At 74.0% G+C, this 25,095-nt stretch carries 20 protein-coding genes; 5 read left to right on the top strand and 15 right to left on the bottom strand.

Going from position 1 to position 25,095, the window contains the following annotated elements:
• Positions 1–10 precede the first annotated feature (10 nt).
• The 14 genes from SGUI_RS17950 to SGUI_RS04675 form a co-directional block, all read right to left on the bottom strand.
• Positions 11–1,129, bottom strand: a complete 1,119-nt coding sequence (locus tag SGUI_RS17950) for an FHA domain-containing protein (protein WP_237141455.1) — start codon at positions 1,127–1,129, stop codon at positions 11–13.
• Positions 1,129–2,421 (bottom strand): VWA domain-containing protein, encoded by a 1,293-nt coding sequence (locus SGUI_RS04735; protein ID WP_066642766.1) that lies wholly within the window; start codon positions 2,419–2,421, stop codon positions 1,129–1,131. The genes SGUI_RS17950 and SGUI_RS04735 overlap by 1 nt, the downstream gene beginning before the upstream one ends.
• The gene (locus tag SGUI_RS04730; protein ID WP_066636943.1) at positions 2,414–3,565 is read right to left on the bottom strand and encodes a PP2C family protein-serine/threonine phosphatase; all 1,152 of its coding nucleotides are present in this window, start codon (positions 3,563–3,565) and stop codon (positions 2,414–2,416) included. Before SGUI_RS04730 ends, SGUI_RS04735 begins: the two co-directional genes overlap by 8 nt.
• Positions 3,562–5,859, bottom strand: a complete 2,298-nt coding sequence (locus SGUI_RS04725; RefSeq protein WP_066636941.1) for a serine/threonine-protein kinase — start codon at positions 5,857–5,859, stop codon at positions 3,562–3,564. The genes SGUI_RS04730 and SGUI_RS04725 overlap by 4 nt, the downstream gene beginning before the upstream one ends.
• Positions 5,856–6,977 (bottom strand): hypothetical protein, encoded by a 1,122-nt coding sequence (locus SGUI_RS04720; RefSeq protein WP_066636938.1) that lies wholly within the window; start codon positions 6,975–6,977, stop codon positions 5,856–5,858. Before SGUI_RS04720 ends, SGUI_RS04725 begins: the two co-directional genes overlap by 4 nt.
• Positions 6,974–8,446 carry a coiled-coil domain-containing protein gene (locus SGUI_RS04715; RefSeq protein ID WP_066636936.1) on the bottom strand — a complete coding sequence of 491 codons (1,473 nt, stop codon included), beginning with the start codon at positions 8,444–8,446 and terminating at the stop codon, positions 6,974–6,976. The genes SGUI_RS04720 and SGUI_RS04715 overlap by 4 nt, the downstream gene beginning before the upstream one ends.
• Positions 8,443–9,627: a hypothetical protein gene (locus tag SGUI_RS04710; RefSeq protein ID WP_066636934.1), complete on the bottom strand. Its 1,185-nt coding sequence runs from the start codon at positions 9,625–9,627 to the stop codon at positions 8,443–8,445. The genes SGUI_RS04715 and SGUI_RS04710 overlap by 4 nt, the downstream gene beginning before the upstream one ends.
• A complete protein-coding gene (locus SGUI_RS04705) occupies positions 9,624–10,847 on the bottom strand; it encodes a hypothetical protein (protein WP_066636932.1) in 1,224 nt (407 codons plus the stop codon). Before SGUI_RS04705 ends, SGUI_RS04710 begins: the two co-directional genes overlap by 4 nt.
• Positions 10,844–12,619 carry an AAA family ATPase gene (locus tag SGUI_RS04700; RefSeq protein WP_066636928.1) on the bottom strand — a complete coding sequence of 592 codons (1,776 nt, stop codon included), beginning with the start codon at positions 12,617–12,619 and terminating at the stop codon, positions 10,844–10,846. The genes SGUI_RS04705 and SGUI_RS04700 overlap by 4 nt, the downstream gene beginning before the upstream one ends.
• Positions 12,616–13,275 (bottom strand): hypothetical protein, encoded by a 660-nt coding sequence (locus SGUI_RS04695; RefSeq protein WP_157621743.1) that lies wholly within the window; start codon positions 13,273–13,275, stop codon positions 12,616–12,618. The genes SGUI_RS04700 and SGUI_RS04695 overlap by 4 nt, the downstream gene beginning before the upstream one ends.
• A 1-nt stretch (position 13,276) precedes the next feature.
• Positions 13,277–14,518, bottom strand: a complete 1,242-nt coding sequence (locus tag SGUI_RS04690; RefSeq protein WP_066636925.1) for a toxic anion resistance protein — start codon at positions 14,516–14,518, stop codon at positions 13,277–13,279.
• Between the two features lie 136 nt (positions 14,519–14,654).
• Positions 14,655–15,068 carry a DUF1905 domain-containing protein gene (locus SGUI_RS04685; protein ID WP_083190500.1) on the bottom strand — a complete coding sequence of 138 codons (414 nt, stop codon included), beginning with the start codon at positions 15,066–15,068 and terminating at the stop codon, positions 14,655–14,657.
• 38 nt (positions 15,069–15,106) lie between these two features.
• Positions 15,107–16,840, bottom strand: coding sequence for an aminotransferase class V-fold PLP-dependent enzyme (locus SGUI_RS04680; protein ID WP_066636922.1), 1,734 nt, complete (start codon positions 16,838–16,840; stop codon positions 15,107–15,109).
• A 91-nt stretch (positions 16,841–16,931) separates the two neighbouring features.
• Positions 16,932–17,507 (bottom strand): dihydrofolate reductase family protein, encoded by a 576-nt coding sequence (locus SGUI_RS04675; protein ID WP_066636918.1) that lies wholly within the window; start codon positions 17,505–17,507, stop codon positions 16,932–16,934.
• An 86-nt stretch (positions 17,508–17,593) separates the two neighbouring features.
• Between SGUI_RS04675 and SGUI_RS04670 the strand changes: the two genes are divergently transcribed.
• On the top strand, positions 17,594–18,235 hold the full coding sequence (locus SGUI_RS04670; protein WP_157621742.1) for a TetR/AcrR family transcriptional regulator: 642 nt from the start codon (positions 17,594–17,596) through the stop codon (positions 18,233–18,235).
• On the opposite strand, the gene SGUI_RS04665 is transcribed toward SGUI_RS04670, so the two are convergent.
• Positions 18,168–18,734: an SRPBCC family protein gene (locus tag SGUI_RS04665; RefSeq protein ID WP_202816609.1), complete on the bottom strand. Its 567-nt coding sequence runs from the start codon at positions 18,732–18,734 to the stop codon at positions 18,168–18,170. The genes SGUI_RS04670 and SGUI_RS04665 overlap by 68 nt on opposite strands.
• A 95-nt stretch (positions 18,735–18,829) precedes the next feature.
• Between SGUI_RS04665 and SGUI_RS04660 the strand changes: the two genes are divergently transcribed.
• From SGUI_RS04660 to SGUI_RS04645, 4 genes are all read left to right on the top strand, one after another.
• Complete coding sequence (locus tag SGUI_RS04660; protein WP_237141454.1) at positions 18,830–20,077, top strand: DUF445 domain-containing protein; 1,248 nt, start codon at positions 18,830–18,832, stop codon at positions 20,075–20,077.
• A 126-nt stretch (positions 20,078–20,203) separates the two neighbouring features.
• The gene (locus SGUI_RS04655) at positions 20,204–20,638 is read left to right on the top strand and encodes a hypothetical protein (protein ID WP_157621741.1); all 435 of its coding nucleotides are present in this window, start codon (positions 20,204–20,206) and stop codon (positions 20,636–20,638) included.
• A 77-nt stretch (positions 20,639–20,715) separates the two neighbouring features.
• Positions 20,716–24,756 carry an ATP-dependent RNA helicase HrpA gene (gene hrpA, locus SGUI_RS04650; protein ID WP_191090949.1) on the top strand — a complete coding sequence of 1,347 codons (4,041 nt, stop codon included), beginning with the start codon at positions 20,716–20,718 and terminating at the stop codon, positions 24,754–24,756.
• A gap of 16 nt (positions 24,757–24,772) precedes the next feature.
• A complete protein-coding gene (locus SGUI_RS04645) occupies positions 24,773–25,018 on the top strand; it encodes a hypothetical protein (RefSeq protein ID WP_066636911.1) in 246 nt (81 codons plus the stop codon).
• Positions 25,019–25,095 lie beyond the last annotated feature (77 nt).

Here is a 25,095-nt window from a genome sequence, read left to right as displayed (position 1 = left end):
CTCACCCTGATCACCCCGTACCCCGCCGCTCTGACTCGGTCGCCTGGCGCAGCACCAGCCGGGTCCAGGCCCCGACGTAGATCCGGTCGTCCCGGTCGATCTCCACCCGCCGCCCGGGGGTCAGCGCCGTGGTCGGCAGCGGCTCCCCGACGGTGCCGACATAGGTGCCGTTGCTGCTGCCGAGGTCCTCGATCCACCACCGCCGGCCGTCGCTGGTCAACTGCGCGTGCCGCCGCGAGACGGCGCTGTCCGCGCCCGCGTCCACCTCGGGTCGGACCCCCAGGCTGCCGGACGGCCGGCCGACGAGCACGACCGAGCGCTGCACGGCGACGACGTCCGGCACCCCGGCGCTCGGGCACGCCTCCGCGGTCTGCTGCACGGCATACCAGTCCGGGTCGACCCACACCTCGACCACCCAGGTGTCGGCGAGGTCGCGCGACGGAGGGGTATGCCGCGGCCGCGCGTGCGCAGCCACCTCGCCGGTCCGCTCGGGCTCGGGAGTCGGGTCTGCCTCCGGATCGGGGACCGTCTCCGGTGCAAGCTCGGACGCGGGCTCCGGCTCTGGCTCTGGCTCCGGCTCCGGCTCGGACCTCTCCTGCTCACCGGACGTCCGGTCTGGCGCTTCCGGGTTTGCCGCCGGCTCTGGCTCTAGCTCGGACCTCTCCTGCTCACCGGACGTCCGGTCTGGTGCCTCCCGCGCCGTCCCGGGCTCTTCGTCCGGCTCCGACTCCTCGCGTGCCTCCAACCCCTCGCGTCCGTCCGGCTCCTCCGCCACAACGGGTGCCTCTCGGTCCTCCTCCGCACCGGACGTCGGGTCTGGTTGCTCCGGCGACGCCTCCGGCTCCTCCGCCTTGACCGTCTCCCCTGCCTCGTCCGGCTTCACGTCGGGCTCCTCGCCCAGCGGCGCGGCACCGGTGGTGAAGTCGTAGCCGCACGCCTCGCAGAAGAGCGCGTCCGCGACGTTGAGCGCCCCGCAGTGCGGGCAGGTCTGGGTGGGGGCCGCGACCGGCTCACCCAGGTCGAGCACCGAGCCCGGCTGCTCGGCGGCGGGGGCCTGCTCGATCGGGGAGCCGCAGGTGTCGCAGTAGTCGGTGGCCTCGCTCTCGTGGCCCTCCGGGCAGCGCACCATCAGCCGGGCCGGACGCGGGTGGTCTTGGTCGAGGCGGTGTCGAGCTCCATCTCGTCCAGCCGGTCGACGTTGCGACGCAGGCGCACCCGGCCGGTGGCGGCGTCGTCGATGTCGACCACGCGCGACAGGCGGGAGGTCGCCCCGTCGTCCCCGGTCGCCTGCGCGAGCTGGACCGCACGCCCGAGGCGGGAGGTCGCGGTGACGTCGTCGCCCATGGCCTTGGCCCGCAGCCCCTCCTGGATGGCCGAGGCGAGCTCGGTCTGCCCGGTGTAGTGCGCCACCTCGGGGCTGATCTGCGCGGTGAGGACGTCGTCGGCGGACCAGGCGGCCTTGACCAGGCCCTGCGTCTGCACCTCGCCGCCCACGGCGAGCTGCACCCGGGAGGCCAGCTGCTCCTGCCCGATGCCCTTGGGGGAGAGGCGCACGGCGACGTGGTAGTCACGCGTCTCGTCGCCCCAGGCCCCGGTGTCGTAGCCGCCGGTGAGGGGGTTGACCTCCACCCGTCGCCCGGAGAGGTCCTCCAGGGTGGGGCTGACCTGCTTGACGAAGAGCACCTCCGCCCCCTGCGGCGCCCACACCCGCAGCTGAGCGTCGCTGACCCCCTTGCTCATCGAGGAGCTCATGAGCGCGGCGAAGTCCTCGCTCAGCCCGTCCCAGGTGCGGATGAGGTCGACCCCGCCGAGCAGCGCCTCGGCGATCCGGCGCACCTCGGCGACCTGCCAGGCCGCGCCGAGGCCGCGGCAGTCGGCCTGGAAGCGGCCGCGCACCTGCTCCAGCGCCCACGTCAGCTCCTGAGGCGTCTCGTGCTGGTTGGCGCCGTCGGTGAGCAGGATCGCGTGCCGCTTGGACAGCGAGGGCACGGTCCCGAAGAGCTGGCCCGCGGCCAGCAGCCAGCGGCCCATCGCGGTCCCGCCGCCGGGCACCAGGCGCTGCAGGGAGCGCTTGGCCTCGAGCCGGGTCTGCGCCGACATCCGCGCCATCGCGGCCGACGTGCCGGTGGGGTAGCACAGCGCGGCCTCGTGGTTGCCGGCGACGATCGCGAACCAGACGCCGTCGACGATCTGGTCGAGCGCGGCGGAGGCGGCGTAGGCGGCCGCCTGCACGCCCTGCACGTCCATGGACCCGGAGACGTCGACGATGATGACCTCGCCCGCCTCGCCGCCGGAGCTGCTCGTCGCCCTCGGCGCCACCGCACCGGCATCGGTGCAGGTCACCGACACGATCGCGTGGACATCCGTGCCGCCGTCGGGCAGGAACTCGTTCTGGTGCACGGTCGAGGAGAACTCAGCCATGCCCACCATCCTGCCTCGTGCCCCCGCAGCGGGCGAGGGCGACCGTGATGTTGTCGGCGCCGCCCTGCTCGTTGGCCCACCCGACCAGCGCCTCGGCGAGCGCCAGCGGCTCCTGGCCGGCCTCGCGCGCCTGCGCGGCCAGGACCTCGGCGAGGGCGGCCGGCTCGGAGGCGTAGTTCCACAGGCCGTCGCTGCACACCAGCAGCCAGCCCGGCGCGGTGACGTCCTGCTCGGTCACCTCCGGCTCCACGTCCGGGGCGTCCGGACCGATCCACCGCGTGATGGTATGCCCGAGCGGACCCGCCTCGGCGTCCGCGCGGCTGATGCCCGCGCGGACCTGCTCCTCGGCCATCGAGTCGTCGGTGCTCAGCCGCAGCGGCTCGCCGTCGTCCGGCACCCAGTAGGCCCGGCTGTCCCCGATCGACCCGACGGAGACCCGGCCGCCCTCGACGACGGCCGCGACGTAGGTGCACGACGGGGCCGTCCCGGTGAACTGCGCCGCGACCTCGTCCACCGCCGCAGCAGCGGCCGCCGCGGCCTGCGGGTGACGCTCGTGCGGGGTGGTGCCGCCGGTGAGCACGCCGAGCGCGGCCCCGGCCGCCGCCTCGCTCGCCTCGGCGGACCGCGGGGCGCTCGAGACGCCGTCGCAGACGACGAGCACCGCCCGACCGGGCAGCTCGTCGTCGGCCCAGACCGCCATCGCGTCCTCGTTGTCGCTGTGCCGCCTGCCCTTGTCGCAGACCGCGGCGACTGCGGCGGAGGGCGCGGCGCTCGTGTGGTGCCGGGGGTCGGGCTTGCGCTCCCCGCACTGCTGGCACCACCCGTCCTCGTCGTAGGCCCCGCCGCACGCCTCGCACGTCCCGTGGTCGACGGTCGGCTCCGGCTCCGAGGGACGTACCGGCGCCAGGTCGCCGTCCAGGACGAGCATGGGCTCGGGCAGCGGGGGAGGTCCCTCGCTGAAGGGTTCGGGCTCGGCCTCCTCCCCGGGGGTCTGCTCCCCGGGGGTCTGCTCCCCGGGGGCCCGCTGGGCGGCCTCCTGCCCAGGGGCCTGCTCACCGGCGTCCGGCTCGAGCTTCTCCGGTGCGGCGGCGTCCGCGGGGCGCGGCTCCTCGGCCTCGGGGGGCCCGGGGGTCTGCTGCGTCATGTCCAGCTCCAGGGACGGACCGCGTTGGCGCGGTCGATGAGCCCGGCCCGCTCCTGCGGGTCGGGGGTGTAGTCGGCCAGCACGCGGTACTCCTTCTCCAGCGCACGCTGCAGCGCGTCCCGTGTGAGCGGGACCTCGCCGACCCGCCAGTCGGGCTTGGGGCCCTGCCGGGTCACCTGGTCCAGCGCCTGCTCGAAGAGCACCGCGTTGAACTGCGCCCGCTGCCGCGGGTCCAGGGTCAGCCGGCTCACCGAGTGCATGGACTCGCGCAGGTCCGCCAGGCTGCCGCGGCGGCGCAGCAGCTCGGCCCGCAGCCACCGCGCCCGGGGGTGCGCGCGGCTGCTCGGCGGCACCGAGTCCAGCGCGGTGATCGCGCCCTCGACGTCGTCCCGCCCCAGCCGCACCCGGTGCAGGCCGAAGGCGGCGGGGGCGACGTAGGCCGCGTCCGTGCGCCAGGCGCGCAGGTAGTCCAGCTCAGCCGCCTTGCCGTAGCCGGCGAGCTCGGTGGCGAGCGCCAACGCCATACGCGGTGCGATCTCCCCGGGCAGGGCGTCCCGGACCGCGGCGAAGTGGCCGCCGGCCTCCTGCGCGCGCTGCTCGGCGTGCTCCCCCTCGGCCTGCGAGATCGCCCAGAGCCCGCGCAACCACGACCCGCGCCAGTCCCACGGGTCCTCGGCGAGCAGCCCGCGCACCGCGTCGTCCACCCACGCCTGCTGACCCATGCGTATGCCGGCCCGCGCCCGGGCGAGGAAGACCTCGGGGGTCTCCTCGGGGGCGGCGCGCAGCGCCTCGAAGGTGGCGCTCGGGTCGTTGCCGGACTGGCTCGCGATCCAGTCGAGCATGGGGTCGGCCTCGTCCCGCTTGAGCTCCGGCAGCTCCCACCACGACAGCGTCTCGCCGGTGGTGACCGGCGGCTCGAAGGCGGGGCTGTGCGCCGAGAGCGTGGCGGCACGTTCCGGCCCGGTCGCCGCCACGACCTGGCGCAGCACCCCGACGAGCTGGCTGCGCAGCTCCTCGACCGAGGTGAAGCGGTCGTTGGGGTCCGGTGCGCAGCACCGCGCCACGACGCGGTAGAAGGCATCGTGCTCGGTGAAGGCGGGGACGCGCGACATCGGGGGGAAGGAGTGCTCGTACTCGCTCTGGTAGCCGCGGAACTCGAAGGTGAGCACGCACAGGGTGCGCCCGATGGTGTAGACGTCGGAGGCGACCGAGGGACCGACCTCGGCGACCTCGGGCGCCTGGTATCCGACGGTGCCGTAGATCGGCGACTCCAGGTCGTCCTGGCGCCGCACGCCGCCGAGGTCGATGAGCTTGATGCCGTCGCCCTCGTGGATGAGGTTGTCCGGCTTGAAGTCGCAGTAGAGCAGCCCCAGGTCGTGCAGGTGGGTGAAGGCCGGCAGCGACTCGATGACGTAGGCCAGCGCCTGGTCCACCGGGAAGGGGGTGTAGCGCCCGGCCTCGCGCATCCGGTCCTGGAGGAGCTGCTTGAGCGAGCGCCCGCCGACGTACTCCATGACCGTGTAGGCGTCGCCGTCGTGCTGGACGGTGTTGTAGATCTCGACGATGAGCGGGTGCTTGACCTGCGCGAGGAACTGCTGCTCGGCGACCGCGGCGTCGAGCGCGTCGTCGTCGCCGGTGTTGAGCAGCCCCTTGAGCACGACGAAGCGGTCGGAGACGTTCTTGTCGCGGCCGAGGTAGATCCAGCCCATCCCGCCGTGCGCGAGGGCGCCGACGTTCTCGTACTGTCCGGCGACCAGCTCGCCCGGCTCCAGCTTGGGGGTGAAGGAGTAGGGCGCCCGGCACTGCGGGCAGAAACCCTGCTGCCGGCCCTCGCCCTCGCCGGCGGCCCGGCCGACGTCTGCGCCGCATGCGGGGCAGACGCGTCTGTCCTCCGGCACCCGCGGGTCGACCATGAGCTTCTCGGTCGGGTCGCCCTCGGGCACGTCCGGGACCGTGGTCAGGCCCAGGCCGAGCCGGGAGCGGCGGCCGGCGACGTCGGCCCGCTGCCGGCGCACCCGGGCCGCGCGCACGGCCTGCCGGGTCTGCCCGGGGGCCGGGGTCGCCACCACGTGGCCGGAGCCGGCGGCCGGGTCGGCGTCCCCGTCGCCACCGCCTGCCGCGGAGTCGGGGGAGCCCTCGCCCGGGTCGGCCTCGGGCTGCGCGGTGTCGGGTGCCAGGCCGACCGGCGTCGCCTCGATCGGGGCCTGCCGGGGCTCGGGAGAGCCGCAGACGTTGCACCAGCCGTCCTCGTAGGTCCCGGTGCAGCCGGGCTCCTGGCAGGGTGCCGCGCTCACGGCGTCACCCCCATCGTCCGGGCGAAGCTCTCCTGTGCCTGCACCAGTGCCTCCAGTCGGGTCAGGTCGGTGGGCCGGGTCCGCAGCAGCGTGTCGGTCTGCTCGGCGAGGGCGAGCACCGCGGGCTCGTCGGCCAACGCCTCGCGCACCGTCGTGGCGCGCTCGGTGAGGTCCTCCAGGCGGTCGAGGGCGGCGGCATACTCCGAGTGCGCGACGCCCAGCGCGCGCTCCACACGACCCAGCCGCTCCCGGTATGCCGTGAGCTCGGCCGGCGCGGTCGGCACCTCGCCGAGCGCGGAGACGTCGGGGACGCCGAGCCGCGGGGCGGGGGAGACCGTGGCTCGGGCGCGGTGGGCCAGGGAGAGCACCGCCTGCCCCCGGGCGGTCAGCTCGGCGACCTCCCGGGTCGCCTGCGCGTGGTCGGCCTTGGCGTGCGCCCGGGCCGAGGCGGCCACGATGAGGTCGCGCTCGACGGTCGCCGCCCGGGACTCCAGCGGCGCCAGCAGACCGCCGACGTCGGCCCCGCGCGCGGCCCGGTCGGTGACGTCGGAGAGACGCTGGTCGAGCTCGCCGTGCGCGACCTCCGCGGAGGAGCGCCGCGAGTCGGGGATGAGCGCGACCTGGTCCGCGATCCGCTCGACCTGCTGCCGCAGCGAGCGCAGCCGGCCGGTGAGGTCGGGGTCCGCGCCGTCGAGCCGCAGCCGGGAGCGCAGCGAGGAGGCCAGCGAGTCCGAGAGGCGGCAGGCCTCGGGCAGCGACACGGCGAGGGACTGCGCGCCCCGGGTGCCGGGCTGCTCCAGGGTGCCCCACACCAGGGTGGTGATCCGGCGGCGCTCCTGCTCGCCGACCCGGCCGCTGTCCCAGGTCGCCTGGATGAGGGCGAGTCGGTCCGCGACCGCCTGCCACAGGGTCATCGACAGCGTGACGTCGGGGGTCAGCGCGGCGCGCTCGGCGGGCTCGGCCACCTCCAGGGACGCCTGGTCCAGCGCGGCGAGCTCGCTGCGCCGCTGGTCCTTCCAGCGCAGCATCGCGTCGAGGTAGGCGAGCAGCTCGGTGTCGGGGACGTCGCCGCCCAGCGAGCCGGGCGCGGCGGGCGCCTGCGCGTAGCCGGCGCTCATGCCTGCTCCTCCCGACGTCGCCGGGCCTCCACGGCGACGCCTGCCCACGGCAGCAGGACGACGCCGGCGAGGGTCGGCCACAGCAGGGCCGGGGGCGGTGCCTGCGTGGAGCCCTCCACGACGGCCTGCCGCGCCTCGACGACCTCGGCCTCTGGGCCCTGGCGCGCGGCATCTGCCGCAGTGACCATGGCGAGGGTGGCGGTGCGCAGGTCCTCCGGGGAGGGGTCGCCTGCGAGGGTGGCGCCGAGCTCCTCGCGGGACCGGGCCCAGTCGCCGTCCTCTTCGCCGAGCGCCTCCAGCCGGTAGTCCGCGGCCCACCAGGAGAAGTCGCCCTCCTGCTCGCTCGGGTCGAGCGAGCGCAGGCCGAGGACGACCTCGATGTCGTCGGCGACCAGGTCGAGCACGTCGTCGGCGCGGCGGTCCGCGTCCTCGTGGGCCTCGCCGAGCCCGCCGAGGCGGTCCAGGGCGGGGTCCTGCGCGAGGAGCACGACCGCACCCACCAGGGCCAGCCCGGTGAGGGCGGCACCCACCCGCGCCCCCTGGCGCAGCAGGAGCAGGGCGCAGATCAGCAGCAGGACGGCGCCGCCGACGAGCAGGACCGTGCCCCAGGTCGACCCGGGCAGCATCGCCTCACGCGCATCGTCGACCTCGTAGCCGGGCACGGAGTAGCCCAGCGCGTCGCGGCCGTCCCGCCACACCGTCGCCGCCCGCACGTCGCCGACCTGCGTCGTGGACAGCGTCGGGCTGACCTGGGCGATGTCGTCGGCGTAGAACGACGGGGCCGTCTCGACCCCCTGTAGCGCCTGGTTCGCCAGCGCGACGCTGGGCAGGTCCCCCTGCGCGTCGACCGGCTGCGGGTCGCCCGTGGCCTGGTCGATCATCTCGGCGTCCAGCACCGGGATCACCGCCCGCAGCTCGGCACGCACCTGGTCCAGCTGCTCGAAGACGGCGACCTGCGCGTGGTCCGCACGGTCCGAGGTCAGCACGGTGCCGATCGTCACGGCGAGGCTCGCGCCGACGAGGAGTGACAGCGGCAGGCGCGTCCGGGGCGACGAGCCGGAGGTCCCCAGGCGGCGCAGGAGGGAGCTGCGGCCCGTGCCTCGGGCGCCGGTGTGCGAGGTGGACACGCGCGGCACGCTGCCGGCCTGGCCGACCCGCTGGGCCTGCTTGCGCAGGCGGCGCTCCGTGCGGACCAGCTGGCGCTCGGTCTCGTCGAGGGCCCGCTGCCGCGCGGCCAGCTGCTTCTCGGCCTCCCGACGGTCGTCGGCCAGCTGCTCCTGGGCACGCTCGCGGTCGCGCTCGGCCTGCGCGGCGAGCTCACGACGTCGCCGCTCCAGCGCGGCCTCCTGCTCGCGCAGCTCCTCCAGCGTCGTGTCCTCGACGTCCGGGAGGTCCTCGCCGAGCAGCAGCATGGGCCGGTCCTGCTCGACGTCGTCACCGCGGTGGTCGTCTCCACGTCGGGGCGTCATCGGTCCTTCCTCCGTCCCGGGAGGGCGAAGGCGGCCCCGGCGAGGGCGGCGGCTCCGAGCCCGGCGGCGGCGACCGGGGCGGAGGCGCTCTGCTGCTGCGCGAGCGCGCCCAGCATGTCGTCGCGCTCGTCGGCCACCTGCGTGGCCACCTCCTCGAAGCGCTCGCTGCCCTCGCGGGCCAGGTCGAGAGCGGCCGACGGGTCCGTCTGCGGACCGTCGAGCAGGGCGGACACCTCCTCGTGCAGGCCGGTCGTGATGTCCGTGAGCTCGACCTGGGCCGCCCGGTGCTCGGCCGCGGCGTCGGCATACGACGGCGCGGTCTGCGCGTCGACCTGCACGAGGGTGACGAGCGTGAGGACCACGGCCCCGCCCGCGGCGGCCGCCTGCCAGCCCGCCCGACGACGCAGGGCGACGACCAGCGTCACCACGAGGCCCGCGCCACCCAGCGCGAGGAGGCCGACGGCCAGCCGGTCGGGCCGGATGCTCTCGTGGAAGAGGTCCGCGACGGCGTCCTGGCGCACCACGCCCAGAGAGAGCGTGTGCACCTCGGTCCAGGCGGCGGTGGCGGCGGAGGACCCCGGCTCCGCGGTCATACCCTCGAAGGAGGCGGTCATGACCTGCTGGTGCAGGGGGATACCTCCCTCGATGTCGCTCGCCTCCTCCGCGAGCGAGACGGTGTCGCCGGGCCGGCCGCTGTCGAGGGTGAGGTCCTCGCCGGAGGCGGTCAGCGCCCACGCCTCGTCGGCCGCCACCGCGACCCGCAGCCACGCGACCCGGACCTCGTCGGTGGTGCCGAGGGCCTCGCGGTCCGCGGGGTCGGTGTCCGGGCCGCTGGAGATCACGCCGAGGACGAGCAGGGCCACCCCGAGACCCCAGGCCCACACGGCCACCCGGGAGCCGCGGATCCCCGAGCGCTGCTCCTGCTCCGCCAGGTCCAGCTCGCGCTGGACCGAGGAGCGTCCGTGGCGCTGGGCCAGCCGGCGTTCGGCGCGGTCCAGCACCGCCTGCCGGGACCGCAGCTCGCGCTCGGCCGTGTCCCGCCGCGCGGCGAGCTCGGCCTCGGCCTCCTCCTGCCGCCGGGCCAGCTCCTCGACGGTCGTGTCCTCGACGTCGGGCCGGTCCTCGCCGATGATCGGCATCGGCCGGCGGGACGGGCCGCGGCCCCGGCCGCCCACGCTCACCGGTAGTCCCGCAGCCGCTGGGTGACGCCGGCCCACGCCAGCCCTGCTCCCAGGAGCCCGAGCAGCAGCGCCCCGGCGGCCGTGAGCACCGCGGGGCTGCTGACGTCGGGGTCGACGTTGGACAGGTCGTCGGAGACCTGGGCGGACAGGCTCTCGGTGACCCGGTCGTAGGCGTCGGCGGAGTCCTGCACCGCGCCGTCCCCCACCCCCGCGTCGCGGACCTGCTGCCAGTCGTCCTCGAGGTCGGCGTCGCCCAGGGCCTCCACCGCGTCGGTGGTCGCGTCCGCCTGGGTCTCCCAGTCGGTGTCGATGCCGGCCGCGGCGGCGAGCTGGGCCTGACGCGCCTGGAAGACCTGCTGCAGGGCGGTCGTGGACGCCTGGGTCTCCTCGACGTGCATGTCGTAGTTGAGCGGCAGCGCCGTGGGGTTGACCGAGAGCCAGGCCAGGCCGCCGGTGATGACGGTGGCGAGGGCCAGCGGCACGTTGAGGATGCGGCGGGTCCGCAGCGCCAGCCAGACCATCACCCCGAGGAGCACGAGGACGCCGAGGGTCCCGACCACCGTGGTCAGCATGGAGCGGGAGCCGGTCAGCAGGTCCTGCGCGTGCTGGGCTGCGACGTCGTCGACCCGGGCGGTGGCGTCGCGCGCCGACCGGGAGGCGTCGGCATACGCCTGACCCGGTGCGTCGGCCGCACCGGCGCGCTCCACGCCGGTGACGAAGGTGCTCCAGTCGCCTGCGGCCTGCCCGGAGCCGTCCGCCATCCGGCTCAGGTCCGAGCCGACCGCCCGCAGCACCTCGTCGTAGGCCTCGAGCGCCTGCGCGTCGGCCGGGTCTTCCCCGATGACGCGCTCGGCAGCCAGCAGGTCCGCCTGCGCCATGTCGACGCCCGCCTGCTCGGCCGCGGCCCACTGGTCCGCGATGACGTTGGGGGTGGAGTTGATCCCGTCGGTCGAGAAGGTGCCGGTCGCGACCACCCCGGTGAGGAGGGCGGCCGCGGCGGCCGCACCGCGGGCCAGGCGCAGCAGCCGGGGGGTCCTCGAGACCCCGTCACCGGCTCCCGCACCACGGGTCTGCCGAGGTGCGGCGGGGGCGGGCGCCCCGGCCGGGGCGGTCTGCTGGGCCGCGGCGCTCTGCGGGGAGGCGGCGGTGGTGGTCTGTGGCGAGGCAGCAGCCTGTGGCGAGGCGGGGGAGGACGCCGGGCCCGGCGTCGGCGTGCTCACCGGTCCTCCCGGGGTGCGTCGTCCTGGTGGGGGTCGTCCGCGACCTCGCCAGAGGCGCCGTCCGCGGCCTCGTCGGAGGCCTCGTCCGCGACCTCACCGGGGGCCTCGTCCGCGACCTCGTCGACGGCCTCCTCCGCGCCAGGCGCCAACGTGGACAGGTCCACGGCGTCCCGGTCCTCGAAGTCCTCACGCTGCAGGGTGCGCAGCTGGTCGACGTCCACGTCGGGGGCGTCCCGCAGCCGCCAGGCGTGGCGCCCGATCGCGGCCTCCAGGAGGTTGCGGGCGAAGCGGGCGTTGCCGAAGCTGGGCCCGCGCGGCGTCGCCGCGAGGATCTCGCCGAAGCGCTCGGTCGCCTCCGGCGCGACGTCGTAGTCCATCTGCCCGGCCAGGTGCTGCTGGATCGCCAGGAGCTCCTCGTCGGTGTAGTCCTCGAACTCGATGATGGTGCGGAAGCGGCTCTCCAGGCCCGGGTTGGTGGCGATGAAGTCCGCCATGGGGTCGGGGTAGCCGGCCACGATGACCACCAGGTCCTCGCGGTGGTCCTCCATCTCCTTGACGAGGGTGTCGATGGCCTCCTTGCCGTACTGGTCGCCGCCGAGGCTGTAGGCCTCGTCGATGAAGATGACGCCTCCGTGCGCGCTGCCCACGACCTCGGCGGTCTTCGCGGCGGTCTGCCCGAGGTAGCCGGCGACGAGCTCGCTGCGGTCGACCTCGACCAGCTGGCCCTTGCTCAGCAGCCCGAGGGCGCGGTAGATCCCGCCCACGAGCCGGGCGACGGTCGTCTTGCCCGTGCCCGGGTTGCCGACGAAGACGAGGTGCCGGGTGAGGGTCGCGACCTTGAGGCCGGCCTCCTGGCGCCGGGCGTCCATCTTGAGGACCGCGACCTGCCGGTGGATCTCTGCCTTGACCCGCTCCAGGCCGATGAGCTCGTCCAGCTCGGCCAGCAGCTCCTCGACGCTGCGCTCCGGCTGCGCCTCCTCCTCCGGCTCCGCCTCGGCGCCGTCGCCCGGTGGCGACTGCGTCTGCGTCCGCGGTGCCTGCGGGTCCGCGCCCCCGGTCGCCTCCTCCCCACCGGACGTCCGGTATGGCGCCTCATCCCCACCGGACGTCCGGTATGGCGGCTCGGCCCCCCCGGCGTCCGGTGCAGCACCCTCCGGGGCGGGCGGCTGTGTCGGTGCCGGCTGGTAGGTCTGGCTGCCTGCGGAGAGGGAGGTGAGCATGTCGCGGACCCGGGCACTCTGCTCCTGCGCCCGGCGCAGCAGGTCGGCGGACAGCGACGACGCTCCCGCCGCGCCGCCCGGCAGGGCCCCCGGCGTCACAGACGGTCCGGCGTCGGGAGGCGTGAGGCCCGCGGTCGGGGAGCCCGCTCCGTGGGCGGGAGCCACGCCGGCCGTGGCCAGCTGCGCCCGGGCCACGGACGCCGCCTTGCCGACGCTGAGCGAGCCCGCCCCGGACACGGTGCACGCCGCGGTCGCGACGTCCGCCAGCGCCTGGGCGTACCCCGCCGCCCGCGGGCTGCGCTCGGCGACGAGGGTCGAGAGCAGCGGGGTGGGGATCGAGGCATACCTGCGGCCCTTGGGGACCGCGCCGAAGAAATCGCTGGCGGGGCGCCCGAAGGCCTGTGCCCACAGCGTGTGCGCCTCCCCGGGCCCGGGCTGCTCCAGGACGGCCGCCGCGAGGTGCTGGCCCTCGACGCGTGCGGCCTGCTCGTCCAGTCCCGCCTCGCGACCGACCCGCGCGAGCAGGTCGACGGCCTCGGTGAGCTGGTTCACCGGTCCACCCCCTGCGGCGGCGCCAACGGGTTCAGCCCGGTCGGGTCGTCCTGCGCCGCCCCGGTCTCTGTCTCGTCCACCGCGGCCGTCGCGTCGGCCTGCTCGGTCCCGGTCGGGGGCGCTGCGGGGACGGGCGCGTGGTCCGCCTCGTGCACGCGCAGCGATCCTCCGGCGCCGGCGGACCCGAACTTCTCCGCGATGAAGCGGCCCTGGGCGACCAGCTCGCGGGCGTCCTGGCGGTAGACCGCGTCGAAGACCTTGTCCATCGTCAGCCCCAGCAGGTCCAGCTGGTCCACGAGGACCATGAGCGAGGTCTTGGCGCCGTCGACCGGGCGGGTGTCGGCATACCGCCGCGGCAGCCGCTGGTAGGCCCCGACCGCCTCCGGCAGGTAGTCGGTGGCCGTCGCGATGACGGTGTAGCCGAGGTCGCTGCCGCTGAGCTTCTCCAGCCGCGGCACGGTGTCCCGGACCGTGTCGATGACGCGTCGCCCGCGGGCGATGACGACCGAGGGGAGCGCGGCGGAGGTGAGCAGTTCCTCGGTCGAGGTCAGGGCCTGGTTGACGTCCTCGGCGGTCGGCGGCGCGGGCAGGGTCATCCGGTCGTCCGCGGCGGCCGGCCGGCCGAGCATCCGGTCCAGCAGGTCGGAGAAGCCCACGTCAGGCCCGGCGCGAGGAGCCGCCCGCGCCCTCGATGTCGAGCTGGCCGGAGGCGAGGCGCACGTCGGTGCGCTTGGCCCGGTCGAGGTACTCGCGCGACTTCTCGACCTCGCCCTCGAGGACGCCGATGGTCTGCGACATGCCGTCCAGCGCCTGGACCCGGAACTCGTCGATCGCGTCCATGGTGGCGTAGATGTTGGTGAAGGCCGCCTGCAGCTGGTCCAGCCCCAGCGTCGAGGAGGCGGCCTGCTCCTGGATCGCCACGGAGTTGTCGCGCAGCAGCTCGCTCGTGCTCTGGATCATCTGCGAGGTGGTCTGGTTGAGCGCGGTGATCTGGTCCAGGACGAGCTTCTGGTTGTTGAGCGCCTGCGCGACGAGCACCGCGGTGCGCAGCGCCGAGACCGTGGTCGTGGAGGCCCGGTCGACGCCCTTGATCAGCTCGATGTTGTTCTTCATGACGATGTCGATCGCCAGGTAGTTCTGGATCGACACGGCGAGCTGGGTGAGCAGGTCCTGGTGCTTCTGCCGGACGTAGAACAGCACGTCCTCGCGCAGCGCCTTGGCGCGCTCGGGGTCGCTGCTGTCCAGCTCGGCGATGGTGGCCGCGACCTTGGCGTCGAGCTGCTCGGCGATGTAGACGTACTGGTTGAGCCGCCCCATCGACTCCCACAGCTGCTGCTTCTCCATGTTGAGCGCGGCGTTGTCCTTGGACAGCTCGTCCTGCCCGCTCTTGAGCGCGTGCAGGATGGCGTCGAGGTGCTTCTCCGCGGACTCGTACTTCTGGAAGTACTTCGTCAGCCGGTCCGAGAAGGGCAGCCGCTCGAACCACTTCTTCACGCCGGTCGCCTGCGCCGGGTCGAGGTCCTCGACGGTGTGCCGCAGCTCGGTGAGGGTCTGGGCGACCTTGGACTCCTTGGACACCCCGCCGGACTGGATCGCGCGGACCGGCGACTTGAGCAGCCGGTTGGACGTCTCCGCCGCCGCCCGGATGTCGGCGTCACCCATGGTGCGCACGTCGGCCGCGCGCTGCGCGAACTCGGGGGACTTGGTCTCGGTCTGCGTCAGCCCGGCGAGGTAGGTCTCGACCTTGGCGTCCAGGGCGGGCATCGCCTCCGGGTCGACCTGCGGCGCCATCTTCGGGGCGGCCGTCTGGGCGACCGGCTCGGTGGCGGCGGGCGCGGTGAGCACCAACGACTCGCCCTCGGGCTCGGGTGCGGCGAGCGGCTGCGGCTGGTCGGTCATCGTCTCTCCTCAGGTGGCCTGGCGTCGTGCTCCCGCCCCCCGTCTGGATGCGAGGCACACGCTGTGACGTGCCTATTGTGTCCTGCGTTCCACCTTGGCACACGGGGGATACCTCCCGGCGTGGCATCTGTCACGCTCAGCCGCTCCGGATGGTGAGCGCGACGCGCACTGTGTCGCCCAGCTCGATCCCCTCGGCATGCCGCACGGCGTCCTTGAGCGGGACGTAGAACGAGCCCTTCCTCGGCCACAACGAGGTGGTGAAGTCGGTCCCGCCCACGCGGCCGGTCACGGGCACCATGCCCCAGCCGTAGGTCACCTCGCGCATCACCTCGGTCAGCCAGGCGCACTCCTCCTTTGGCACGACGAGGAAGTGGAAGGGCGCCGGCCCGCGCCACTCGACGACCTCGCCGGTGAACTCCAGGTCGGGGGCGGGTTCGTCCTCGCCTGCCGCGCCGTCCTCCGGTCCGCCCGTAGCCGCGGTATGCCGTGCCGCCGGCAGGTCGTCGTCGTCCCACTCGAAGGCGGGCCGGGTCGGCGGGGAGTCGGGCATACCTCACCGTAGTGGCCGGCGTCGACGGCCGGGGAGGCTCAGGAGGTCGACCGCAGCGCACCGACCGGCAGGTCGAACCAACGCAGCTCCTCGACGTCCTCGGTGAGAGCGGGGCCACCGGGCCGCTCGTCGGTCGGCGCGGGCGTGGCGGACGCGAGGATCTCCCGGGCCTGCGCGAGGTGCTCCTCGAGCAGCTCCTCGCCGCCGGTCGGCCCCGGCGGGGGCATACCGACCGACCCGTCCGCGCCGAAGGTGATGTCCGCCAGCCGCACCGGCGGCTCGACGACGCCGTCGCGGTGCCGCCAGAGTCCGCGCTCGACGTCGAAGGTGTAGTCGCCGAGCAGCCGCCACCCGTCCCGGGCGACGAGGCGGACCGCCTCGATGACGTAGTCCGCGGTCGCGTCCGAGACGAAGTAGTTGAAGTTGACCCGCACCCAGCCGGGCTTGATGCCCTCGCACCCGCCGGTGATCTCCCGCTCGAAGGCGTGCGAGCGCTCGGTGTCGATGCCGAGCAGCCGGTGGCCGTAGGGGCCGGCGCACGAGCACCCGCCGCGTGCCTGGATGCCGAAGAGGTCGTTGAGCAGTGCCACGACGTAGTTGTGGTGCAGGTAGGCGCGGTCCCGCCCTCGCACCACGAAGGACAGGATCGAGAGCCGTTCGGCGTCGAGGTTGCCGAGGATCTCCAGGCCCGACTCGGGCGACCAGGCCCGCACCGCCCGCTGCAGCAGCTCGTCCTCGCGCGCCCGGATGGTCGCGACGCCGACCGCTTCCTTGAGCCGGAAGACCAGGCCCGCCCGGACCGACTCGACGATGGCCGGGGTCCCGCCCTCCTCCCGGTGGGCCGGGTCGGCGAGGTAGGAGTGCTCGGCCGGGTTGACGTAGGCGACCGTCCCGCCGCCGGGGACGTCGGGCACCCGGTTGGTGAAGAGCTGCCGCCGCGCGACGAGGACCCCCGGCGTCGAGGGGCCGCCGATGAACTTGTGCGGGGAGAGGAAGACCGCGTCCTTGTATGCCTGCGGCCGCCCGGGCGGGTTCATCTCGATGTCGACGTAGGGCCCGGCCGCGGCGAAGTCCCAGAAGGCCAGCGCCCCGTGCTCGTGCAGCACCTCGGTGATCGTGTGCGTGTCCGAGATGATGCCGGTGACGTTGGACGCGGCGGAGAAGGAGCCGATGACGAGGGGGCGGTCGGCATACCGGACGAGCTGCTCGCGCAGGTCGTCGGTGCAGACGTGGCCGTCGGCGTCCATCTCGACCTCGACGACGTCGGCGATGCTCTCCCGCCAGGGGATCTCGTTGCTGTGGTGCTCGAAGGGCCCGATGAGCACGACCGGGCGCTGGTCGGCGGGCAGGTGCGCGGAGAGGTGGTGCGCGTCCTCCAGCGCCGAGGGGATGCGCAGCCCGAGGACCCCGACGAGCTTGGCGATCGCCCCGGTGCAGCCCGAGCCGGCGAAGAGCACCACCGTGTCCTCGTCGCCGCCCACGGCGTCGTGGATCGCGGCGCGGGCGTCCTCGCGCAGCCGGGTGGTCTGCAGCCCGGTGCCGCTGGACTCGGTGTGCGTGTTGGCGTAGCTGGGCAGGACGACCTCGCGGATGGCGTCCTCGATGAAGGTGAGCGCGCGGCCGGAGGCGGTGTAGTCGGCATACGTCACGCGGCGGGCGCCGTAGGGCGTGGTCATGACGTGGTCCTCGCCGATGACCGACTCGCGGATGCGGCGCAGCAGCGGGTGGTCCGCGTGGCTCGGCGCAGCGGTGGACGAGGGCGTGGCGGTCATGCCGAGCAGCGTGACCGATGGCGGGGCGGCGGCACAACGGGCCGGGCGGGTCGCCACCCATAACCCGGCGCAATAGCTGCAGGTGAGGCGCTCAGCCGCCCTGGCCGGTGACGGGTCGGTGGCGCAGGAGCACGATCCCGGAGCGGAAGCTCTTCGCCTCGAGGAGCTCCAGGCGGGGCACCTGGTAGCCGTCGGGGAAGAGGCGTCGTCCGGCGCCCTGGACGACCGGGTAGACGAAGAGCCGGTACTCGTCCACGAGACCGGCCGGCACGATCGCGTGGACCAGCTCGATGCTGCCGGTGCAGACGATGTCCTGCCCCTCGGTCTCCTTCAGCGCCCGGACCTCCTCGACCGGATCGCCGGCGAGCACGACCGACCGGTCCCAGCCCGGGTCATCCATCGTGGAGCTGACGACGTACTTCGTCACCCGGTTCAGGGTGTCGGTGGCCCCGGTCCGGTCGTCGGTCTGCTGCGGCCAGTAGCCGCGCATGTCCTCGAAGGTCCGCCGGCCGAAGAGCACCGCGTCGTTCGTCGCGTCCTGCCGGGCCACCTCCTCGATGAGGTCGTCCTGGTCCTGCTCCGCCTCCGGCGAGAACCAGTCGGTGCCCTCGAGCATCTCGATCGAGCCGTCCAGGGTGATGTTCTGCGTGACGATCAGCTGTCGCATGGTCGAGCTCCTCACAGTTGGGTTAACGGCGTTCAGTTGCTAGCCTAACGCTGTGAAGGTAGAGGTCAAGAGGAAGGACGGGCGTGGTGGAGCCGAGGCGACCCGGTGACCCCCGGGTCAAGATCACCCAGGAGTCCATCGCGGATGCCGCGCTCGCGATGATCTGCGAGGCCGGTGTCGAGTCCCTGACCATGCGAGCGCTGGCGGCACGTCTGGGGGTGAGTGCTCCCGCGCTGTACCACCACGTCGCCGGGCGCGAGGCGCTGCTCGACCTCGTGGCGCGCCGGGTCCCGATCGACTTCGACGACGCCGGGGAGACCTCGCTGGCAGGGGTCACCAGCTTCGAGGAGTATGTCGCGCTGTCCCGCCCGGATGCGCTGGCGATGCGCGACTACTACCTGGCACGCCCCGGGCTCGCCCGGGTCATGCTGGACCGGGTCGGTGGCCGCGGCGCCGGGAGCGTCGACGACCGGGACGAACGCACGGCACCCGATGTCGCCGCCCTGGTCCGGGCCGGGCTGGACCCGGACGAGGCGCAGAGGACCTTCGACACCATGGCCCGTTGGGTGCTGGCCGCCATCGCTGCCGAGCACGGGTCCAGGCCCACCCGCCGTGCTGACGAGGCCTTCGAGCACGGGCTGGATCTCCTGCTGGCCGGCCTCACCACGACGGCTCCGCAGGGCTCTCGGCGCGACGGTCCGGAGGGTTCCCGACCGCCCAGGACCTGACCGTCGACGGGCCCCGGTGGTCACCGACTCCCGGCCACGAGCGTGGCGAGGTGGTCCAGGGAGCTGGCCAGGTGGTCCGGCGGGAACGGCGGGAAGTCGAGGTATGCACGCGGCCCTGGGCCGACCGCCGACCAGTCGTAGGTGTGCACGACGCGGGTGCGGCCGGCCCGACCTCCTGCAGGTCGTAGCGCCACACCCAGCCGCCGAACTCGAGCCCGCCGGTGTCACCGACGTAGCCGGGACGCCAGGAGACGACGTGCGGCGCCTCGAGGTCGAGGACCTCGTTGACGATGTCGTCGTACCCGTCCGGGTGGTCGCGGTGGTACATCCGCATGCGGAACAGCTGACCCGGCTCGCGCAGCGGCGCCTCCTGCAACGACCCGTCCACCCAGCCGGTGCCGTCGATGGCTGCGTGCGTGCGTGGGTCCGTGAGCACGGCGAAGACCGCGTCAGCGGGAGCGTGGATGGTCAGGGCCGCGTCGACCCGTTCCTCGGTCATGGCTCCCATCCTGCTCCCATGTGGGCGGAATAGGGTGGTCGACGAGGGTGGTTGATCACTGAGCCGCGCCGACGGCATACCCGCAGGAGGAACTCGTGGAGAGCACCGTGATGCGCCAGGACGACGCGTCGCGTCGTGCCGGGCTGCGTCAGATGCGGATCGTCGCGACCGGGCTGCTCGTGCTCATGGCGGTGATCTACGTGCTCACGCACGAGCGCGAGGGCTTCTGGGGCTACGTCAACGCGGGCGCCGAGGCGGGCATGATCGGCGCGATCGCCGACTGGTTCGCCGTGACCGCGCTGTTCCGGCACCCGCTCGGGCTGCCGATCCCGCACACCGCCCTCGTGCGTCGCCGCAAGGACGACCTCGGGGCGAGCCTGGAGCAGTTCGTCGGCGACAACTTCCTCACCCCGCAGGTGCTGCGGGACAAGCTGCTGGACGCGCGGGTCGTGCTGCGCGTCGGGGAGTGGCTGCGCGGGCCGGAGCACGCCGAGCGCGTGGTCTCCGAGGCCGCGCCCTTCCTGCGCAGCGCGGTGGAGCGGCTGGACGAGGAGGAGATCCGCGTCTTCGTCGACGACGTGATCCTGCCGCGGGTGCGCCAGGAGCCGCTGTCGCCGGTCGCCGGTCACCTGCTCGAGCGCGTGGTGGAGGACGGCTCGCACCGCGGCCTGGTCGACCTCGCGGCCCGCGAGCTGCACGCCTGGCTGGCGCTGCACCAGGACCAGGTCGAGGACATCGTGCGCTCTCGGGCGCCCGCCTGGGCGCCGGCCTGGGTCAACGACCAGGTCACCCGGCGGGTCTACACCGAGGTGCTGCGGTGGGCCCGCGACGTCAAGGACGACCCGGAGCACAGCGTGCGCTACGCCCTCGACGCCTACCTCACCGAGCTGGGCCGCGACCTGCAGCACGACGACCGGACCCAGGAGCGCTTCGAGTCGCTCAAGGAGCGGGTGCTGGAGCACCCTCAGGTCAGCGCGACCGGGGTCGCGCTCGGGGAGACCCTGCGCACGTCGGTGCTCGACGCGCTGGACGACCCGCAGGGGACGCTGCGCACGCGGATGAGCACGGGGCTGGAGGAGCTGGGCCGTCGGCTCGTCGAGGACGAGCGGCTGCAGGCGCGACTCGACGCGTGGACCGCGGACACCGTGGTCTCGCTGGTGCAGCGCTACGGCACCGAGCTCACCTCGGTCATCTCCGGCACCATTGCGCGCTGGGACGCCCGGGAGGCCTCGGACAAGATCGAGCTCCACGTCGGCCGTGACCTGCAGTTCATCCGGCTCAACGGCACCATCGTCGGTGCCCTCGTGGGCCTGGCCATCCACGCGCTCTCGCAGCTGCTCTGAGGGGTGCGCGGGGGCATACCCGCCCCTGCGCCGACCGGGCATACCCTCCGTCCGCTGGTTCGAGGTATGCCGGGGGCTGTGGACAACTTCTGCGCGGGCGGGGGCGTTCGCGGCAGGGTGGCGACCATGAGTTTCGAGAACCTTCCTGATGACTGGCCCGCCCGACCGCTCGACGACCCTGTGCTGGCCGCCGACGTCGTCGACCTGGTGGTGAGCGACGCGGACCGCCGCGCCGGCGCCCTCGGCTTCCTGCTCCTGCGGCCCGGTGGCGCCCTGGCCCAGCCCGTCGTGGTGGGGGAGGTGCAGCAGGAGGACCCGGTCGGGGTGGTGGCCCGGATGATCGCGGTCATCGCCGACCTGCCGGACACGCCGGGCTTCGTGCTGGCGATCGCCCGGCCGCGCGGCGGGGTCACCGACATCGACCGCGCGCTGCACCAGTACGCCCTCGACGCCTGCGACGCCGCGGGGCTGCGGCTGTGGGGGACCTACCTGGCCACCCACGCCGGGGTGACCCACCTGCCGGTGGCCGCCGGGCTGGTGCCGCGCACCGGCGCCGCCTGAGCCGGGCCACGTGAGCCGGGCCGCCCGGGGCGGCCGAGGGCGGAAACGGGTGGCAGCCGCTCGTTAGAGTGGAGGGCGTGCCTGGGCCAGATCGACGTGACCGCAAGGACGGCACCGGTCGTCGGCGCGGCAGGCGGGGGCAGAGCCGGTCGCCGAGGGGCACCGACGCCGCCGCGGCGGCCGCGGCGCGTCGGGAGGCGCAGCCCAAGCCCGGCTCGCTGCACTACCCGCCCGAGCTGCCCGTCTCCGAGCGCCGCGAGGACCTGCTGCGCGCGGTCGCCGACCACCAGGTGGTCGTCGTCGCGGGGGAGACCGGCTCTGGTAAGACCACCCAGCTGCCGAAGATCTGCCTGGAGCTGGGACGCGGCGTCGAGGGCATGATCGGGCATACCCAGCCGCGCCGGATCGCCGCCCGGTCGGTGGCCGAGCGGGTGAGCGAGGAGCTGGGCGCCGAGCTGGGCACCGTCGTGGGCTACCAGGTGCGCTTCACCGACGTCTCCCGCGCCGACACCCTCGTCAAGGTCATGACCGACGGCATCCTGCTCTCCGAGCTGCAGCGGGACCGGGACCTGCGCCGCTACGACACCCTCATCATCGACGAGGCGCACGAGCGCAGCCTCAACATCGACTTCATCCTGGGCTACCTGCGCCGGCTGCTGCCGCGCCGGCCAGACCTCAAGGTCATCATCACCTCGGCCACCATCGACGTCGAGCGCTTCGCGGCCTTCTTCGCCGACGAGCAGGGGCGGCCGGCACCGGTCATCGAGGTCTCCGGGCGCACCTACCCGGTCGAGGTCCGCTACCGGCCGCTCACCCGTGAGGAGCCCGGCAGGCGCGGCGGGGCCGACGCCGAGCCCCGGGAGGTCGAGATCGACCAGGTCACCGGCGTCGTCGAGGCGGTCGAGGAGCTGTGGACCGAGGACACCGGGCGCGACGGCCTCGGCGAGGACGTGCTCGTCTTCTGCTCCGGCGAGCGGGAGATCCGCGACGTGTGCGACGCGCTCGGCGGGCTGGACCTTCCCGGCACCGAGGTCCTGCCGCTCTACGGCCGGCTCTCCGCGGCCGAGCAGCACCGGGTCTTCTCGCGGCATACCGGGCGCCGCATCGTCGTGTCGACCAACGTCGCCGAGACCTCGCTCACCGTCCCCGGGATCCGGTATGTCGTGGACACCGGCACCGCGCGGATCAGCCGCTACAGCCAGCGGCTCAAGGTGCAACGGCTGCCGATCGAGCCGATCAGCCAGGCGTCGGCGAATCAGCGGGCCGGGCGCTGCGGGCGCCTCGCCGACGGCATCGCGATCCGGCTCTACAGCGAGGAGGACTTCGCGGGCCGGCCCGAGTTCACCGACCCCGAGATCCTGCGGACCAACCTGGCCAGCGTCATCCTGCAGATGACCAACCTGGGCCTGGGGGAGATCGAGAAGTTCGGCTTCCTCGAGCCGCCGGACTCGCGGCAGGTCGCCGACGGCGTCCGGCTGCTCACCGAGCTGCAGGCCATCGACCCCAAGGCGCCCGCGCACCTGCCACGCAAGCGCCTCACCCCCTACGGCCGGGCCATCGTCGGCCTGCCGGTCGACCCCCGGCTCGCCCGGATGCTCATCGAGGCCGAGCGGCAGGGGGCGCTCAAGGAGGTGCTCGTCGTCGTCGCGGCGCTGTCCATGCAGGACGTCCGCGAGCGTCCGTCCGACCGGCAGCAGCAGGCCGACCAGGCGCACGCCCGCTTCCGCCGCACCGGTGGGGCCCAGGGCCCGCCGAACCCCCACCGGCCGGCACCGGACGACAAGGGCGACAAGGACGTCGTCGACAGCGACTTCCTCGTCATCCTCAACCTCTGGCGCTACCTCCAGCGGCAGCAGAAGCAGCTCTCCGGCAGCGCCTTCCGGCGCATGTGCAAGGCCGAGTTCCTGCACTACCTGCGGGTGCGGGAGTGGCAGGACCTGCACACGCAGCTGCGGCGGGCGGTCAAGCAGCTCGGGATGGAGCTCAACCAGCACCCGGCGAACAGCGACCAGGTGCACTCCTCCCTGCTCACCGGGCTGCTGTCCAACGTGGGGATGTGGGAGCGGGAGGCACGGGCATACCTCGGCGCCCGCAACGCCCGCTTCGTCATCCAGCCCGGCTCGGTGCTGCACCGCAAGAACCCCGACTGGGTCATGAGCGCCGAGCTCGTCGAGACCACCCGGCTGTGGGCCCGCACCAACGCCGTCATCGACCCGGCCGAGGTGGAGCGGGCCGCCGCGCACCTCGTCAAGCGGTCCTACAGCGAGCCCCGCTGGTCGCGCTCGGCCGGGTCGGCGGTCGCGGACGAGCGGGTGACGCTCTACGGCATACCCCTCGTCGCGGGACGTGCGGTGCCGCTGGGGCGGATCGACCCGGAGACCGCGCGTGACCTCTTCATCCGGCAGGGGCTGGTCGAGGAGGACTGGGAGACGCGGCACGAGTTCTTCCACGCCAACCGGCGGCTGGTGCGCGAGCTGGGCCAGCTCGAGGAGCGCGCGCGGCGCCGCGACATCCTCGTCGACGACGAGACGCTCGTGGAGTTCTACTCCGCGCGGATCCCGGCCGAGGTGGTGTCCGGCACGCACTTCGACACCTGGTGGAAGACCGCGCGGCGCGAGGACCCGCAGCTGCTGACCTTCACCGAGGACCTGCTCGTGGGCGACGCCGGCGACCGGGTGAGCGGGCTCACCGACGACTTCCCGACGCAGTGGCGCCAGGGCGAGCTGACCTTCGGGCTGACCTACCAGTTCGAGCCGGGCGCGGACGCCGACGGGGTGACCGCGCACCTGCCCGTCGAGGTGCTCAACCAGGTGCAGGAGGACGGCTTCGACTGGCTCGTGCCCGGGATGCACGAGGAGCTGGTCACGGCGCTGGTCAAGGCGCTGCCCAAGGACGTGCGCCGCAACTTCGTGCCGGCGCCGGACCACGCGCGCGCCGCGCTGCGGGGTATGCGCGAGGCCGGGGTCGTCGGCCGGGTGCCGGTCCGGGAGGCGCTGGCGGACGAGCTCACCGGCCGCGGTCTGGCGCGGGTGGACCCGGGGGACATGGCCTGGGAGCGGGTGCCGGACCACCTGCGGATGACCTTCCGGGTGGAGCGCGCCGCCCGGCCGGGCAAGGGCCGGAACCGACGTCGCGGCCGCGCCGAGGTGCTGGGCGAGGGCAAGGACCTCGCCTCGCTGCAGGAGGAGCTGGCACCCGCGGTGCGCAGCTCGATGGCCGCCGCGGCCTCGGGGGTGGAGCGGACCGGGCTGACGGCGTGGCCCGCCGACCTGGACCCGCTGCCCGAGACGTTCAGCCGCCAGGTCGGGCCGCGTGAGGTCCAGGGCTACCCGGCGCTGGTCGACACCGGTGACGCGGTGGACGTGCGCGTGCTGGCGACCCGCTCCGAGGCGGACCGGGAGACGCGGCGCGGGGTGCGGCGGCTGCTGCTGCTCGGCACGACGCCGCCGTGGAAGCGGCTGCTGGCGCTGCTGTCCAACCAGCAGAAGCTGTCGCTGGGCCACAACCCGCACGGCTCGGTGCCCGCGCTGCTCGAGGACGCGCTGGCTGCGGCGGTCGACTCGGTCGTGGCGGAGCAGCCGGGGGCCACGGTCCGCACACCCTCGCAGTTCGAGGCGGCCCTGGTCGGGGTCCGCCAGCAGACCGTGCCGCGGGTGCTGGAGATCGTGGAGTCGCTCGTGCCGATCCTCGACACGGCGCGCGAGGTGTCGCTGCGGCTGCAGCGGCTGGACGCGCCGGCCGCCGCGGACCTCGCCACCGACCTGCGGCGCCAGCTGGACGCGCTCGTGCGGCCCGGCTTCGTTACCGACGTCGGGTATGCCCGGCTCCCGCGGATGGTGGTGTGGCTGCGCGGGATGGCCGAGCGGCTGGACAAGGGCGTGGAGGACCTGAACCGCGACCGGCAGCGCAGGGAGGACGTCGGTGTCGTCGAGTCCGAGCTCGCGTCCTTCCTCGACGGGCTGCCGCCGCACCGCCGGGGCGACCCGGACGTCCGGGACGTCGTGTGGTCCCTGCAGGAGCTGCGGGTCTCCCTCTTCGCCCAGCGCCTCGGCACGCCTGCCCCGGTCTCGCCCAAGCGGATCTACGCCGCGATGGACCGCGCCGAGGCGGCCGGGTGACGGGCAGTGGACCCGGGTGTACGAGCACCAGGTCGAGGTGACGGTGCCGTGCATCCGCGAGCTGGGATATGAGGTAGCCGATCCGCCGACGCTGCAGACGTATCTGGACACCGGGCCGGAGTCCCGGTGGAACCCGGTGGCGGAGGTGGAGCAGCAGGTCACCGAGGACGCTCTGTCGACCGGTCGATGGGACTCATTCGAGGAGTTCTTGGATGCGTGCCCGCCCTCGCCTCCAGCCGATGAGCTCCGGGGCGGCGGGTGAGGCTCGGCGGTGGGTCACGGGCTAGACACAGGCACCTTGTCTTCCACCTGAGGGCTCCCTGCTCGCCCGCCTGGCCC

Source organism: Serinicoccus hydrothermalis, from assembly GCF_001685415.1.
Lineage (GTDB): Bacteria > Actinomycetota > Actinomycetes > Actinomycetales > Dermatophilaceae > Ornithinicoccus > Ornithinicoccus hydrothermalis.
The sequence above is the reverse complement of the archived record's forward strand: the minus strand, read 5'-3'. Positions and strand labels throughout refer to the sequence as shown.

Excerpts from the sequence above, each read along its gene's own strand:
- SGUI_RS17950 (WP_237141455.1), bottom strand. The coding sequence starts at position 1,129 with ATGGTGCGCTGCCCGGAGGGCCACGAGAGCGAGGCCACCGACTACTGC.
- SGUI_RS04735 (WP_066642766.1), bottom strand. The coding sequence starts at position 2,421 with ATGGCTGAGTTCTCCTCGACCGTGCACCAGAACGAGTTCCTGCCCGAC.
- SGUI_RS04730 (WP_066636943.1), bottom strand. The coding sequence starts at position 3,565 with ATGACGCAGCAGACCCCCGGGCCCCCCGAGGCCGAGGAGCCGCGCCCC.
- SGUI_RS04720 (WP_066636938.1), bottom strand. The coding sequence starts at position 6,977 with ATGAGCGCCGGCTACGCGCAGGCGCCCGCCGCGCCCGGCTCGCTGGGC.
- SGUI_RS04715 (WP_066636936.1), bottom strand. The coding sequence starts at position 8,446 with ATGACGCCCCGACGTGGAGACGACCACCGCGGTGACGACGTCGAGCAG.
- SGUI_RS04690 (WP_066636925.1), bottom strand. The coding sequence starts at position 14,518 with ATGACCGACCAGCCGCAGCCGCTCGCCGCACCCGAGCCCGAGGGCGAG.
- SGUI_RS04685 (WP_083190500.1), bottom strand. The coding sequence starts at position 15,068 with ATGCCCGACTCCCCGCCGACCCGGCCCGCCTTCGAGTGGGACGACGAC.
- SGUI_RS04680 (WP_066636922.1), bottom strand. The coding sequence starts at position 16,840 with ATGACCGCCACGCCCTCGTCCACCGCTGCGCCGAGCCACGCGGACCAC.
- SGUI_RS04675 (WP_066636918.1), bottom strand. The coding sequence starts at position 17,507 with ATGCGACAGCTGATCGTCACGCAGAACATCACCCTGGACGGCTCGATC.
- SGUI_RS04665 (WP_202816609.1), bottom strand. The coding sequence starts at position 18,734 with ATGACCGAGGAACGGGTCGACGCGGCCCTGACCATCCACGCTCCCGCT.
- SGUI_RS04655 (WP_157621741.1), top strand. The coding sequence starts at position 20,204 with ATGAGTTTCGAGAACCTTCCTGATGACTGGCCCGCCCGACCGCTCGAC.